Consider the following 14038-nt stretch of genomic DNA (forward strand, 5'->3'; position numbering starts at 1 on the left):
GAATGGGCCGAAGGACGGCGCTACCTCGGCCTCGACGTCCTGGCCCGCTGCCGCATCACCATCGTCACCGACATCAACCCCGAGATCGGAGACCACACCCTGCCAGCACTGACCACCTAACCCCTAGCCAAGGAGAACACGCCGCTACACCACCACCCGGGACTTGACCTGAGCACACATTCGACCACCGTAAAAGTGGTGTGAAATGTCGTCTTGGTCTGGGCCGAGACGTCGTGGTCAGGACGTTAATCACGGGGGTTTTTGGGCTTCCTCGTGGCCTTTATTCGGGATAGAATAATCCTAGAAGCCAGGGGGGGAATGGCTTCGTCACCCATCTTTTTGAGAGGCTCTTCATGAGTTCTATCTGGTTTGTCGATTTCAACCTCGATGAGGGATTCCACGTCACCAAGGAAGATGCTCTCCGGCGTGCCGGCGAGCTGGAGTCCCAGGCAGGGGAGGCGCGGAGCCGGCCCGCCTCGATCGTCGAGGTCGAGGACGTGAAGTACGAGATCCATCGGGATGGGAGTGTCCCGGACAGCGTGTGGCTCCTGCTCGAGGACGGCAGCATCGTCGACGACTGGGGCTACAGCGTGACGCGCGCCAGCGCGCGCGGCGACCTCGAGGACCGGGACACTGCAGGCTTCGAGGCTTGGGAGTGCTCCGACGAGCGGGAGCAGGGAATGCGCCTGGCGGACTATCTGCACAACGTATGGGGGACATGCGAGATCGTGAGAGTCCGGCGTCACGACACCACGGGGGAGCAGGGGCAGCCCAGCGGCGCAGCTGTCCGGGCGAAGGACCTCATCCGGCACGACACCGACTTGCCTGAACCGATGACGAGCGTTCGAGGTGACCTGACGACATACACGTGGGTGCCCAGTGATGACACCGTCGTCGAGGTCCGCGTCAACGGTGGGACCTGGGACTCGTTGGTCGTGCACAAGCCCGACGCCCGGCCCATGGTGTGGACTCACTCAGAGGACATCATTCACGCCGCGCGAGAGCAGCTGGGTGTGAACTCGCGAGTGGACCTGCGCCTCTACGCGGGTCCCGAATGGACTTCCTTCTAACCTCGATCAAGACCTCTGAACGACGCCACGACGGCGATGGTGCAAGTGCCATTTGCATGATTTGAAGTCCTTTTAGCTATGCATGTTTTCTACCATTCGACAAGGCAGGGGTTGCTTTGTAGAATTCAGAAGGTCTTGGTCAGGGCGTCCAAGGAATCGACGCTGACTTCGTCAAGTTGATTGTGCGGTTCACCGACGAGGTGCCGGTGGGCTCGGAATCCCTGTGGGCCAAGCCTGCCGGCGAGGGCGAGGACACCTTCGTCCTGCACAACGTCTCGATGTTCTGTGCTCTCGCTCCGGACGACGTCGTGCGAGTGACTCGCGGCGGCGACTCGCGGTTGCAGATCACCGAGGTGGTCAAGGTGGCTAACCGTTGTGTCGCGGGTCTTGACCTGAGCGGTGTCGGCGGTCGGTCGTTGAGCAAGCCTCAGCAGGTGGCTCCATCGCGCGAGGTGTTGGACCACGCCAGCGTGGCCTTCGCCCGTCGACTGGAGGCGCGCGGTGCGCACGTCGAAGGCCCAGCCGGAAGCCTCACCACGTCGTGGCCGCTCAACATGTCCGTGCCGCAGGTCCGCCAGCGCATCGCTGAGGCGATGCAGGGACACGAGGACTGGATGGTGGCGGGTGTGTGGTCACCCGACGAGCGGGCCGACGGGTTCGCCGACTTCATCGACTTCGGTCCCCGTCAGGGCTGATCGGGCGCGAAGCACGTCCAGCCACCCTGGCGAGGAGTGTTCGGCGGGCAGGTCTGGGCCGGCTCGCGCCCACCCGCCACCACGTGTGCCATGTTGGTCAGGTGACCTCCTGTCGATGTTTCCGCTGGGGGCAGCCCTGCTCCCCGGGAGCCCGCTGCTCCTGCAGGTCTTCGAGCCCCGGTACCTGGCGATGATGCGGGACGTCGTGGGCGGCGACAGGCAGTTCGGTGTGGTCCTCATCGAGCGCGGCGTCGAGGTCGGCGGGGGAGACCAGCGCTTCTCCATCGGCACCGTCGCCACCATCGACCAGCTGCGCCCTATGCCCGGCGGTCGGATGGGCCTGCTGGCACGCGGCGGCGACCGACTCGAGGTCGTCCAGTGGCTCCCCGACGACCCCTATCCGCGGGCCGAGGTACGCCTCGTGCCGGCTCTGGAGTGGAGCAGCGAGCACGCCCCGCGTCTGACAGACACCGAGCACCTCGTCCGGCGGGCCCTGGCGGTGATGAGCGAGTACCACGAGCACCTCTGGCCGTCCGACGTCGAGCTGTCCGACGACCCCGTCAGCCGCAGCTGGCAGCTGGCGGGGATCGCCCCTCTCGGGGCCCTGGACCATCAGACGCTCCTGCGCTCGGCCACCGTCGACGAGCTGCTCGAGAGCACCGCGCGGTTGACCACCGAGGCGCTGGACCTGCTGCCGATGCAGTTCCCCGATGACCCGGTGTGAGGCCGTAGCTCGGGGACCCTTCGAGACGGTCGCTGCGCAACCTCCTCAGGGATCGTTGGGGGCATCATGACCCCATGACGACGCTGCCGGACACCCCCTTCGCCCGTGTGGACCGAGCCAAGGTGGCGCGCAACGTCGCTCGCCTGCGCGCCCACCTCGACGACCTGGGTGTGACCTGGCGCCCGCACGTCAAGACGAGCAAGGCGCTCGAGCCGACGGCGATGATCTTCGACGGCGGGACCGGGCCGATCACGGTCTCGACGTTGGCCGAGGCGGAGTTCTTCGCCGACGCGGGCTACACCGACATCCTCTACGCCGTCGGTATCGCGCCCGGCAAGCTCGAGCGGGTCGCGCGGCTGCGCCGGCGCGGAGTCGACATGGTGATCCTCCTCGACACGGTGGCGCAGGCGGGGGCGGTCGCGGACTTCGTCGCCGGGCACGGGGAGGCGCTGCCGGCCCTCATAGAGATCGACACCGACGGGCACCGCGGCGGGGTACGCCCCGACGACCCGCACCTCCTCGAGATCCCGCGCGTCCTCGCCGACGGCGGGGCCGAGGTGCGCGGGGTCATGGCCCACGCGGGTGGGTCGTACTTCGCGACCACGCCCCAGGCCCAGCGTGACGCGGCAGAAGAGGAGCGGCGGGCCACCGTCGAGGCCGCGGAGCGGTTGCGGGCTGCCGGCCACGCCGCCCCCGTCGTGAGCGTCGGCTCGACCCCGACCGCCCACGCCGCGACCGACCTCGCCGGGGTGACCGAGGTGCGCGCGGGCAATGTCGTCTTCTTCGACCTCGTCATGGCCGGCATCGGCGTCTGCACGCTCGACGACCTCGCCCTGTCGGTCGTCGCGACCGTCATCGGCCGCGGGCCGGACGACGCGTCGATCCTCACCGACGCCGGGTGGATGGCCACCTCGAGCGACCGCGGCACCGCCGCGCAGGCCGTCGACCAGCACCTCGGTCTCGTCACCACGGACGAAGGGGAGGTCCTGCCCGACCTGCTCATGGTCGGCGCGAGCCAGGAGCACGGCGTGCTCGCGATCCGACCCGGCGTCGAGCGCGAGCTGCCCGACCTGCCCGTCGGCACGCGCGTGCGGATCCTGCCGATCCACGCCTGTGCCACCGCCTCCCAGCACGACCACTACGAGGTCGTCGCCGGCGAAGGGGAACCCTGCAGCGAGCGGTGGGAGCGGTGCCGCGGGTGGTGACGTCCGTTCGCTGAGGAGGTTGCGTCCCTTCGAGACGGTTGCTGCGCAACCTCCTCAGGGAGCGTGGGGGCGGGCCGCCTGCGCGCTCCTCAAGCGGGGCCGGGTCAGGAGCCGTCCGCGAGCGGGAGCCGGCGGGACGCCTCGCCGGAGGCGAGCAGGTCGCCCATCGTGCGCGTGGGGTCGGCGTCCGCGAGGGCGGCCATCTTCGCGTCGTCGACGAGGTGGGCGTCGACGAGCTCACCGACGGCGAACCGCAGCATCGTGCCGTGGGGCAGGCAGTAGTACTTCGCGAAGGTCGGGTCGCTGGCCTGCAGCTCACCGGCGTCGATGTTGCGGATCGCCACCTCCTCCTCGCTACGCGCCCGGGGCGCCGTGATCCACCAGCCCGAGCGGCGGGTGCCGTCGGCCAGCACCTCGCGGCCCGCAGAGTGGCCCACCCGCTCCATGACGAGCGGGGAGGCGACGCCGAGCACGATGTCCTCGAGCGCCGCGGCCTGGATGGCGACCGACTCGTCCGCGCGCGTCATCTCGCCGGGCACCCCGGACTCCTTGACCGTGAAGGCCTGCAGCACCTGCGTCGCCAGCGGGACGGACAAGTCCGCGGTCGTGCCGCTGCGGTAGTCCTCCGGCGAGGAGAAGTCCGCGCACACGACACGGAGGGTGCCCCCTTCGCCCTGCTCCACGACGAAGGGGGTGTACCCGGACTCGACGCGCGAGCCCACGGCCACCGTCCCCTGCGCGGCGAACTCGTCGAGGACACCCTGCACGAGCGGGGCGAGGTGGGCTGCGGCCTGTGCGGTGAGCGTCACGCCGCCGAGCGCGGTCGTCAGCGTCTGCAGCGGCTCGGCCGCGCCCGGCACCTCCATCGCGAGGTGACGACCGTCGGCCACCCGCACGACCGAGCCGGTGGGGAGTGCGAGGTAGGGCAGCAGGTGGGGCGCGGTGCCGGCCACGACGCCGGCGATGATCTCGACCTCCTTGTTGCGCAGGAAGGAGCGCTCGGCCGTGCGCACGAGCCAGCCCGAGTCCGTGTCGTCCGCCGGCGTGCGGCGCTCGAGGACGAGCTCGTCGGCGCGGCCCTTGTCGACCACCGTCAGCGCGGCCTTGGTGAACATGACCCGGGAGCTGAGGTCGAGGTCATCACCCCGCACACCCGCACGCTCGGTGGTGTCGGTCTGCGCTGCCTCGATCCACAGCGCGAAGGTCAGGTCATCGGTCGCGACGTCGACGATGTCGTCGCTGGCGTAGTCGGCCGCGGTGAGCCAGTACTCGTTCGGAGCCGATTGCCGCAGTCGCCACATCGTGAAGCCGACCATCGTGCGCAACCCGTCGAGCGGTTCGCCGGCCGCGTGGTACTGCCGGTAGCGCTCGATGACCGGGCGGGCGAAGGGAGCGACGTCGTCGGCGCACCGGTACCGCAGGACCGCCCCGCCGAGGTCGGCCGCGGGTTGCTCCCCGCGGATGGCGTCGGTCGCGGGCAGCGGCAGGGGGGCGCTCGTCATGGGGAGAGTCAAGCGGGGCGAAGGGGGCAGCGCCATGGGGAGCGCTGCCCCTTCGCCGTGTCCGGCGGTCGGCTCAGCCGATGGTGACCCGGCCGACGCCCGCCGTCGTGTATCACGCGTGATACGCTGATCGCATGGAAGGGGTCAGCGTGAGGGATCTGCGCAACCGCGGCGGCGATGTCCTGCGTCGCGTGGAGCGGGGTGAGTCGCTCACGGTCACGCGGGACGGCGAGCCAGTTGCTCGGGTCGTCCCGCTACCTCGACGCGCCTCGCGGGTCGAGGAGCTGATCGAGAGACGACGGCACCTGCCGGCCGTGGATGCGCAGCGGCTGCGTGCCGACATCGATGAGCTGCTGGACCCCTCCCTGTGAGCCACCCCAGCGACTACGGAGTCCTCGACACCTCCGCGCTCATCGATCTCGCGGTGTGTGATCCCTCGTCCCTGCCCGCGGAGCCGAGCATCACCTCCATCACGCTCGCCGAGCTCTCCGTGGGCCCGCACGTCGCGACGTCCGACCACGACCGAGCCGCCCGCCAGGCGCACCTGCAGCAGGCGGAGGCAGACTTCGAGCCCCTTCCCTTCGACGCGGCTGCGGCACGCGCCTTCGGCCGGGTGGCCGCATCGCTGCGATCGGCTGGGCGCAAGCCGGCGGCTCGAGCCTATGACGCACTGATCGCCGCCACCGCACTGGCCAACGACCTGCCGCTGTACACCGGCAATCCCCGGGACTTCACCGGGATCGACGAGCTCGTCGTGCACGAGGTGCGACGCCACTGACAGCGGGTCTGCAAGCGCTGTCGGGTCCGGCTGTCAGGATGGCCAACGTGACCACGACCTCCACGGCGCTCGCCCTGCAGCGCACGGTTGCCGACAACGCGGCCCTGCGGATGCTCAGGGCCGACCACGTCGCGGTGATCGCCGGCCTCCTGTCCACGCACCTCGGGCGGGCCGGCACGCGGGTGGCCACCGACGACCTGTACGAGGTCATGGACGCCGACCTCGAGCTCCTGCGTGACCACTTCGACCTGCCGAAGACGGCCCGGGCCTACTGCGACGACTGGCGTGGGGCCGGCTACCTCGTGCGACGTCCCGCGGTCGGCGCCAGGGGCGAGACCCTGGAGCTTTCCCCCGACGCCTTCCAGGCACTGCGCGTGCTCGAGCAGCTGGACGAACCCCGGTCCACGGTGACGCAGTCGCGGCTCATCAGCCTGGCGCAGTCCATCCGGCAGCTCGCCATCGACACCGATCCCGACGTGCACCGGCGTCTCGAGGCGCTCCAGGACGAGCGAGACCGGATCGACGCCGAGATCACGCGTGTCCGCACGGGTGAGGTGACCGTCCTCGACGAGCGCACCGCGCTCGAGCGGGCCACCGACATCCTCCTGCAGGCGCAGGACCTCCCCGCCGACTTCGCGGGCGTGCGCGCGCGCTTCGAGACCCTCAACCACGACCTGCGTGAGCGCATCCTCAAGGCCGACGAGAGCGACCGGCGGGTGCTCGACGACGTCTTCCGCGGTGTCGACCTCATCGAGGCCTCCGACGAGGGCCAGACCTTCTCCGGCTTCGCCGCTCTCGTCCGCGACCCCGAGCGCTCGTCGGCGCTGGAGGGCGACCTCGCCGCGGTGCTCGAGCGCGGCTTCGCCGACACCCTCCCGGTCGCTGACCGACGCACCCTGCGTTCCCTCGTCCGCGACCTCAAGACGAGCAGCCGCGACGTGCACCTCGTCCTCACCGAGTTCGCTCGCGGCCTGCGCCGGTACGTCTACTCGCAGGACTTCCAGCGCGACCGGGTGCTGCGTGACTCCTTGCAGGCCACGCTCGCCGCTGCCGGGCCGGCCGCTCGCGAGGTGCGCCCCACGACCTCGCTCGGACGAGATCTGGAGCTGTCCTCCCTTCGTCTCTCGACGGTCGGGGAGCTCGCCCTGCACGACCCGAGCGACTTCGACACCGGCGAGGTGCTGGTGGACGCCGCGGGCGCGCCCCTCGACCTCGAGGCCCTCAAGTCCGTCGCCAGGGAGAGCGAGATCGACTTCGCCGAGCTCATCGACAACGTCAACGCGGAGCTCGCCGCCACCTCACCCGTGACGGTGGGGGAGATCCTCCGACGACGACCCGCCACCCAGGGCCTCGGCAGCGTCATCGGGCTGCTGTCCCTCGCGGCCACCCAGGGCGAGGTCGACCCCGACGCGCGCGAGCGTCTGTGCTGGCGTGGGGTCGACGACGTCCACCGAGCCGCCGAGGTCGGCCGGCACCTCTTCCGGGAGCCCATCGCATGAACGACGACGACCTGGCCCCCGACGACGCCCCCACCACAGCCCGGCTGTGGGACGGCGACCTCGGCGGGCTCCGCGACGCCTCCCGCCGCGCCCTGCTCGAGGTCCTCAAGGGCCCCTACCTCTCCGGGCGGCGACGTCCCCAGCTGTGGGCGGCGCTCGTCGCCGACGAGCGGCAGATCCGATCGCGCCTGCACGACCTCTTCCTCGACCTGGTCATCGATCGCGAGGACGAATTCGCCTTCACCCGCAAGGTCCGCGTTGCGGAGATCGATGCACCCAGCGCCTTGCGCGCCGAGAGCCTGACCCTCGTCGACTCGATCATGCTGCTCACCCTGCGCCAGCTGCTGCTCGCCGCCGTGGGCGAGCCACGCGTGATCGTGGGCAAGGACGAGGTCTTCGAGCGCCTGCTCGTCTATCGCACCGGCGACGCCCAGACCTACCAACGCACCCTCAACGCGGCATGGGGTCGGATGATGAACCGCTTCCGCGTCATCCACCCGGTCGACGAGGACCGCGCCGAGATCTCCCCGGTCGTGAAGTTCATCGTCGACCACGACCTCGCCGTGACGCTGCAGGAGGAGTACCGCAAGCTGGCGACGGCGGACCCGGCTCCGTCCGCGGAGCCGGCACACGACGAAGGGAGCGCCCGTGACGGCTCCTGAGGGGACCGGAACCCTCTTCGCGGGGCAGTGGCGTCTCGCCGAGGTGCAGCTGGCGAACTGGGGCACCTTCGACGGTGCGATCTACCGTGTCCCGATCGCCCGACGAGGGCACCTCATCACCGGCCCCTCCGGGTCCGGCAAGTCCTCGCTGCTCGACGCCATCGCGGCAGTCCTCACCCCGGACAAGTGGCTCCGACTCAACCAGGCAGCCCAGGGCGCCGGACGGCGAGCCGACCAGCGGACCATGCTCACCTACGTGCGCGGCGCCTGGTCGCGCACGATCGACGAGACCGAGGACCGGGTGGTCAGCTCCTACCTGCGCCGCACGGCGACATGGAGCGGCATCGTGCTGCACTTCGACGATGGCCAGGGCAACCTGCTGTCGCTCGCGCGGCTGTTCTTCGTGAGGGCGTCCGGCACGACCGCGTCGGACCTCAGCGACATCTGCCTCATCGAGCGCTCCGAGGTCGACCTCGCCGACCTGCAGGAGCACGCGGCCAGCGGCCTCGAGGCGCGCAAGCTGCAGCAGCGCTGGCCCGATGCCCTCATCACGAGCAATCACGCCCACGGCCGGTTCTACGCTCGGCTGCGATCGATCTTCGGCATGGGTGACGAGACCGCGCTCCAGCTGCTGCACAAGACCCAGGCCGCCAAGAACCTCGACAGCCTCGACCAGCTCTTCCGCGACTACATGCTGGAGCGACCCACGACCTTCGACCTCGCGGAGACAGCCGTCACGCAGTTCGCCGAGCTGCGGGCGGCGCACGAGCGGATCGTCCAGCTGCGCGAGCAGCGTGACCACCTGCTGCAGCTGCGCGCTCAGGCGGAGATCTACGAGGCCGCGGACGCGGCCGCCCGGCAGGCCCACGCGCTCATCGAGGCCGAGGAGCCCTACCGTCGTCGTCGCACGCTGCGCCTCGCCGCCGAGGAGAGCACGCAGCTGCGTGCCGAGCTCATCGGACTCGAGACCGACGAGCAGGAGGCGCGTGACCGTGCCGCACGGGCTGACGAGAGCGTCCGTGCCGCCGAGTTGCGCGCCAACGAGCTCGGCGGCGGGCAGGCCGAGGTGCTCCAGGACCGGCGACGAGCGGCCGAGCAGCGAGAGAGCGCCGTCCACGATAGGTGGCAGCAGCTCGACGCGGACCTGCGGAGGGTGGGGGTCCGGGGCGCACCGACGTCCCGGGAGGACCATGCGGAGCTGATGGCGTCGATCGAGCAGCTGCTCGCACAAGCGTCCACTGCCTCAGGTCCGAGCCATGACCAGCTGGCGGAGCTGGCTGCCGCACGTGGTGACCTCCGCGCGGCGGACGAGGCGATCGCGGCCGCTCGCAGCTCTCGCAGCGGCGTGCCCGGCGACCTGCTCGGCATCCGGCGTCAGCTCGCGGAGCAGCTGTCCGTCCCGGAGTCCTCCCTGCCCTTCGCCGCGGAGCTGGTCGACGTGCGGCCAGAGCACGAGGACTGGCGAGGCGCGATCGAGCGGGTGCTGCGACCCTTCGCGCTCACCCTGCTCGTGCGCTCGCCGCACCTGCCCGCCGCGCGCAGGTGGATCGACGCGACGCGCCTGGGCACGCGGGTCGTCTTCGAGGAGGTGGCCGCCGACGGCGCGAGCCCGCGCCCCGCCGGCAGTCCGCTGTCACTGGTCAACCGGGTGACCGTGCGCGAGGGTGCCTTCCGGACGTGGGTGCTCAGCCGGCTGTCGGAGCGGTACGACTACGCCTGCGTCGAGCGTCCCGACGACATGGACGACCACGCTCGGGCGGTGACGATCAACGGTCAGGTACGGGCCTCGCAGACCCGGTACGAGAAGGACGACCGCTGGGCGATCGACGACCGTCGACGGTGGGTCCTCGGCGACCCGGCGCACCTCCTCGACGCGCTCCTCGAGCACCGTGCGGCGGCCCAGGAACGCGTGGACGGGATCCAGGAGATCATCGAGCGGCTCGAGGCCGGCCGCAATGCCGAGTCGGAGCGTCGCGGGGTCCTCGGCGTCGTCCGCAACCAGTCATGGGCCGACGTCGACCGGGACGGCGCGACTGCCGCCGTACGTGCCTTCGACGAGCAGCTCGCCGAGCTCACCTCCCGCGACGCCGGTCTCGACGCCGCCCTCGCCGCGGTCCGGCGTGCCGACCAGGAGCGCGTCGCTGCCCGGCAGCGGGCGCTCGACGTGGGGGTGCGGCTCAAGAGCGCGCGGGTGGCCGCCGACGAGGTCGCGCACGTGGTCACCGAGACCCGAGCAGCGATCGACGCCGGGCGGATCGCCGAGGTGGACGACGCGACGGCGGCCGAGCTCGACCAACGCTTCCGCATCCGTCGCAACATCACCCGTCAGCAGCTGCCCGAGGTGGGCCTCGCCGTGCTCCGCACGCTCCAGGGCGAGCGGGACCAGGCGCAGGACACGGCACGGCAGGCATCCGAGGGACTCATCAGGTCAGCGGTGAGGTTCAACGGCCGGTGGCCGGAGGCCTCGACCGAGCTGACCCCGACCGTGGCCGACCGGTCCGGCTACCTCACGCTCCTGGACTCGATCGTCGCGCGAGGACTGCCCGAGCACGAAGCAGACTTCCTACGACTCCTGCGCGAGCGCTCGCGTGACCTCATCGGCGAGCTGGTCAGCGACATCCTCGGTGCGCCGCACGAGATCGACGAGCGGGTCACCCCCATCAACGCCAGCCTGCGGCGGTCTCCCTTCGACGTCGGGGTGTACCTGCGGCTACGGGTGAAGACGCGGCGTTCCGAGACGGTCAACCGCTTCCTGCAGATCTCCGCTCGATCTCCGAGGGCAGCTGGACCGACGACGAGCTGACGACCGCCGAGGAGCGCTTCGCGACGCTCGCCGAGATCATGCGACGGCTCGAGTCGAGCGACCACGTCGACCGCACGTGGCGGCAGGCGTGCCTGGACACGCGGCAGCACGTCACCTTCCTCGCGGAGGAGATCGACGAAGGGGGGCGCGTCCTGGCGACCTACGACTCCGGAGCCGCGATGTCCGGGGGGCAACAGCAAAAGCTCGTCATCTTCTGCCTCGCTGCCGCGCTGCGGTACCAGCTCGCGGACACCGACGACCCCTTCCCGCGGTACGGCACCATCGTGCTCGACGAGGCCTTCGACAAGGCGGACACCCGATACACGCGGATGGCGCTCGACATCTTCGTGGAGTTCGGGTTCCAGATGGTCCTCGCCACCCCGCAGAAGCTGCTCCAGACGATCGAGCCGTACGTCGACGGCGCGACGTCCATCGAGAACCCGAGCCGCCGGCGGTCAGACGTGGCCCAGGTGCAGTGGGACAGGGAAGCATCAGGGGCGACATGATCACGCTGCGGGAAGCTCGGGAGCTGGCGGGGCAGAGGTTGCACCGCCGTCTCTCGGCCTGGGCCACCGAGGCCGTGGACGTCCCGGCGATGAGCATCGCCCTGCGACCGCCGACCGAGCGCGAGGTGCGATCCGACGAGCTCGCTGCCGAGTCGTGGGTGCGGGAATGGGATGCGGCCCGGCTGCCGCCCGGTGCCGAGCTCGACTGGGAGACGCGCAGCTGGCGCAGCATCGGCCGGCAAGCGGTGCCGGTGCGGTTGCGTCTGCGCGACCCGGACGCCGTGGCCGCTCTGGCGAAGGGGGAACCGGCCCGGCGCTGGCGGACGTTGAGCGAGCGCCTGGCCCGCATCCACGACGTGGTCGGTGACTCGGAAGGGGTCCGGGCGGCTGCGCGTCGCCACTCGGCGACCCTGGTCGAGCTGACGCCGGAGCGCTTCGACCAGATCGTCGCCGCAGCCGACTGGTTGTGCCACAACGATGTCGACGGCATGCGTCCGCGGCAGCTGCCCATCCGGGGGGTGGACAGCAAGTGGTTCGGCGCCCATCGCGGCGTCCTCAGTGCGTTGGTGCTGGCGGCCAGCGGCCGTGCAGACCTGGGCATCGTCGCCGCAGACCCGCTCGTGCGGGTGCGCGTGCTCGACCGGGAGCTGGCACGCGGGGGCGTCGATGACTTCGCGGCGAGCCGCGCACAGCTGCGGTCGCTGGAGCTCGATCAGCGGGTGACCTTCGTCTTCGAGAATCTCGAGTCCGTGCTTGCCATGCCACCCTGGCCGGGTGCCGTCGTCGTGCACGGCTCGGGCTACGCCGTCGACGTCATCGCGGAGCTGCCGTGGGTGCGGCGTGCGCCCGTCGTCTACTGGGGGGACCTCGACTCGCACGGCTTCGCCATCCTCCACCGGCTGCGGACGCACCTGCCCGAGGTGGTCTCGGTGCTCATGGATGTCGAGACCCTGCTCGCCCACCGAGACCTGTGGGTACCCGACCCACAGCCCGTCACGGCTCGGCTGCCCTCGTTGACGGATGTCGAGCAGGTGGCACGTGCGCGGCTCGCCGAAGAGGGGCATGTGCGGTTGGAGCAGGAGCGGATCCCGTGGGCGACGGCGATCACGAAGCTGGGGCGGGCGACGCAGGTCTGAGTATCACCCGGTCCGGCGAAGGGAGCACCGCCATGGAGAGCGCTGCCCCCTTCGCCATGTCCCGCCTCGGCTCAGCCGCGCCGACGACCACGGGCCGGAAGGGAGAACCGGTCCAGGTCCCAGCCGACGGTCACCTGACCGCTGTAACCACGCTGCGCGTCACGGCGCCACTTGCGGATGTCGACCTTGGCGGCGCCGAGGTCGGCGTAGTGCGAGACGACGAGGTGCTTGGCCTCGGCCTCCTGGGCGATCGGGCCGAGCTTGGTGATCTCGACGTGCGACTGGAGCATGTGGTCGAGCGAGGCCTCGCCGATCCCGGCGCCCTCGACGCCGATGGCCTCGTGCACGAGCAGGTCGGTGCCGTGGGCCATCTCGATGAGGTTGTCCGAGTGGCGGGTGTCGCCGCTGAAGGTGACCGAGCCGTACTCGGTGTCGAAGCGGTACGCGTACGCCGGGAAGACCGGGCCGTGGGGCACGAGCGTCGCGTACACCTCGACCTTGTCGTCCGCGAAGATCCGGAAGGGACGCATCCGCGGCGCGGTGTCCTCGTACGTCGCGCCCGTCCCTGCCGGCAGGCCGATCTCGTGCACGTCCATGAGCGTGCGGATGTCCGCGACGTTCATGTCCCGCAGGAAGACGTTCATGCTGTACGCGTACGCGTCGTGCAGCGACTGGGTCATCGCCGCGGTGCCCGGGGTCGGGTTCGCCGGGTTGAGGGTCGGGGCCTCGCCGCCACCGAACTTCGGCTGCAGGCCGCCGGCCGGGCCGGGACCGTAGATCGGGACGGGGCGCTCGATGTGGTCACCCGCCTGGTTCTTGATGTGCCCGCCGAGCATGAAGAAGTTGTAGTAGTCGGCGACGTGGTCCGCGTGCAGGTGGGTGAGGAAGACCCCGGCGATCGAGTGGAACTTCAGGCCGGCGGCGGCGAACTGCGTGACCGACGCGCGGCCGCAGTCGACGACGTAGGTGCGGCCGTCGACGACGAGGGCGCTGGAGGCGCCGACCTGGTGCAGGTCGACCGGGGGACCGGCGCGGGTGCCGAGGAGGACGAGCTCGACGCCCTTCCCGCGGGGCGGGCGTCCCCCCTTCGCCGTCGTGGCGGGTGCGGCCGCGGCGAGACCGGGGGTGAGGGCGAGCCCGGAGGCCGCCCCGATGCCGGCCATGATCGAGCGGCGCGAGATCCCGAGACCGCGGCGGGCCTCGTCGACGGCTTCCTCGCGCTCGGAGGTGACCGGCTCATGGGGGAGGTGGTCGCACAGGCAGTGGGGACCGTGCTCGGGCAGGTGGGACATGTGGAACTCCTTTGTTCGACGACGTCGCGCGTCAATTAGGGAGGGCGCGGCGGGCCTGCCGGGGCGTTCGTGAGTGGGGAACGGTTGGGAGGGCTCCGCCGCCGCCGGCACGGGGGCCACCGGCTCCCAGTCGGTCCTGACAGACTCGACGGGATGAGGACCGCAC

The 14038-nt window shown here is 70.7% G+C and carries 13 protein-coding genes; 11 read left to right on the plus strand and 2 right to left on the minus strand.

Annotated elements, in window-relative coordinates; all coding sequences use genetic code 11:
- Positions 1-353: 353 nt before the first annotated feature.
- The 4 genes from ABC138_RS15955 to ABC138_RS15970 all read left to right on the plus strand — a co-directional run bounded on the left by ABC138_RS15955 (position 354) and on the right by ABC138_RS15970 (position 3694).
- Positions 354-1070, plus strand: a complete 717-nt coding sequence (locus tag ABC138_RS15955; RefSeq protein ID WP_345914297.1) for a hypothetical protein — start codon at positions 354-356, stop codon at positions 1068-1070.
- Between the two features lie 206 nt (positions 1071-1276).
- Complete coding sequence (locus ABC138_RS15960; RefSeq protein ID WP_345914298.1) at positions 1277-1765, plus strand: hypothetical protein; 489 nt, start codon at positions 1277-1279, stop codon at positions 1763-1765.
- Between the two features lie 115 nt (positions 1766-1880).
- The gene (locus ABC138_RS15965; RefSeq protein WP_345914299.1) at positions 1881-2489 is read left to right on the plus strand and encodes an LON peptidase substrate-binding domain-containing protein; all 609 of its coding nucleotides are present in this window, start codon (positions 1881-1883) and stop codon (positions 2487-2489) included.
- A gap of 74 nt (positions 2490-2563) precedes the next feature.
- Complete coding sequence (locus tag ABC138_RS15970; protein WP_345914300.1) at positions 2564-3694, plus strand: alanine racemase; 1131 nt, start codon at positions 2564-2566, stop codon at positions 3692-3694.
- Positions 3695-3798: 104 nt separating this feature from the next.
- Here the strand turns inward: ABC138_RS15970 and ABC138_RS15975 are convergent, their stop codons facing one another.
- Positions 3799-5196 (minus strand): hypothetical protein, encoded by a 1398-nt coding sequence (locus ABC138_RS15975; protein ID WP_345914301.1) that lies wholly within the window; start codon positions 5194-5196, stop codon positions 3799-3801.
- 134 nt (positions 5197-5330) lie between these two features.
- On the opposite strand from ABC138_RS15975, the gene ABC138_RS15980 reads away from it, so the two are divergent.
- Genes ABC138_RS15980 through ABC138_RS16010 form a run of 7 tightly spaced genes read left to right on the plus strand, consistent with a single transcriptional unit; the run spans position 5331 to position 12580 of the window.
- Positions 5331-5567, plus strand: a complete 237-nt coding sequence (locus ABC138_RS15980) for a type II toxin-antitoxin system prevent-host-death family antitoxin (protein WP_169701892.1) — start codon at positions 5331-5333, stop codon at positions 5565-5567.
- A complete protein-coding gene (locus tag ABC138_RS15985; RefSeq protein WP_068324888.1) occupies positions 5564-5974 on the plus strand; it encodes a type II toxin-antitoxin system VapC family toxin in 411 nt (136 codons plus the stop codon). Before ABC138_RS15980 ends, ABC138_RS15985 begins: the two co-directional genes overlap by 4 nt.
- A 47-nt stretch (positions 5975-6021) precedes the next feature.
- Positions 6022-7473 carry a DUF3375 domain-containing protein gene (locus tag ABC138_RS15990; RefSeq protein WP_068324887.1) on the plus strand — a complete coding sequence of 484 codons (1452 nt, stop codon included), beginning with the start codon at positions 6022-6024 and terminating at the stop codon, positions 7471-7473.
- Positions 7470-8135: a DUF4194 domain-containing protein gene (locus ABC138_RS15995; protein WP_082807520.1), complete on the plus strand. Its 666-nt coding sequence runs from the start codon at positions 7470-7472 to the stop codon at positions 8133-8135. The genes ABC138_RS15990 and ABC138_RS15995 overlap by 4 nt, the downstream gene beginning before the upstream one ends.
- Positions 8122-10938 (plus strand): ATP-binding protein, encoded by a 2817-nt coding sequence (locus ABC138_RS16000; protein WP_345914302.1) that lies wholly within the window; start codon positions 8122-8124, stop codon positions 10936-10938. Before ABC138_RS15995 ends, ABC138_RS16000 begins: the two co-directional genes overlap by 14 nt.
- Before the next feature lie 38 nt (positions 10939-10976).
- Complete coding sequence (locus ABC138_RS16005; RefSeq protein WP_345914303.1) at positions 10977-11444, plus strand: SbcC/MukB-like Walker B domain-containing protein; 468 nt, start codon at positions 10977-10979, stop codon at positions 11442-11444.
- A complete protein-coding gene (locus ABC138_RS16010) occupies positions 11441-12580 on the plus strand; it encodes a DUF3322 and DUF2220 domain-containing protein (protein WP_068324885.1) in 1140 nt (379 codons plus the stop codon). Before ABC138_RS16005 ends, ABC138_RS16010 begins: the two co-directional genes overlap by 4 nt.
- Before the next feature lie 71 nt (positions 12581-12651).
- On the opposite strand, the gene ABC138_RS16015 is transcribed toward ABC138_RS16010, so the two are convergent.
- Complete coding sequence (locus ABC138_RS16015) at positions 12652-13872, minus strand: MBL fold metallo-hydrolase (RefSeq protein ID WP_211596770.1); 1221 nt, start codon at positions 13870-13872, stop codon at positions 12652-12654.
- Positions 13873-14038 lie beyond the last annotated feature (166 nt).

This window comes from Janibacter sp. LM (assembly GCF_039631275.1).
Classification (GTDB): Bacteria; Actinomycetota; Actinomycetes; order Actinomycetales; family Dermatophilaceae; genus Janibacter; species Janibacter terrae.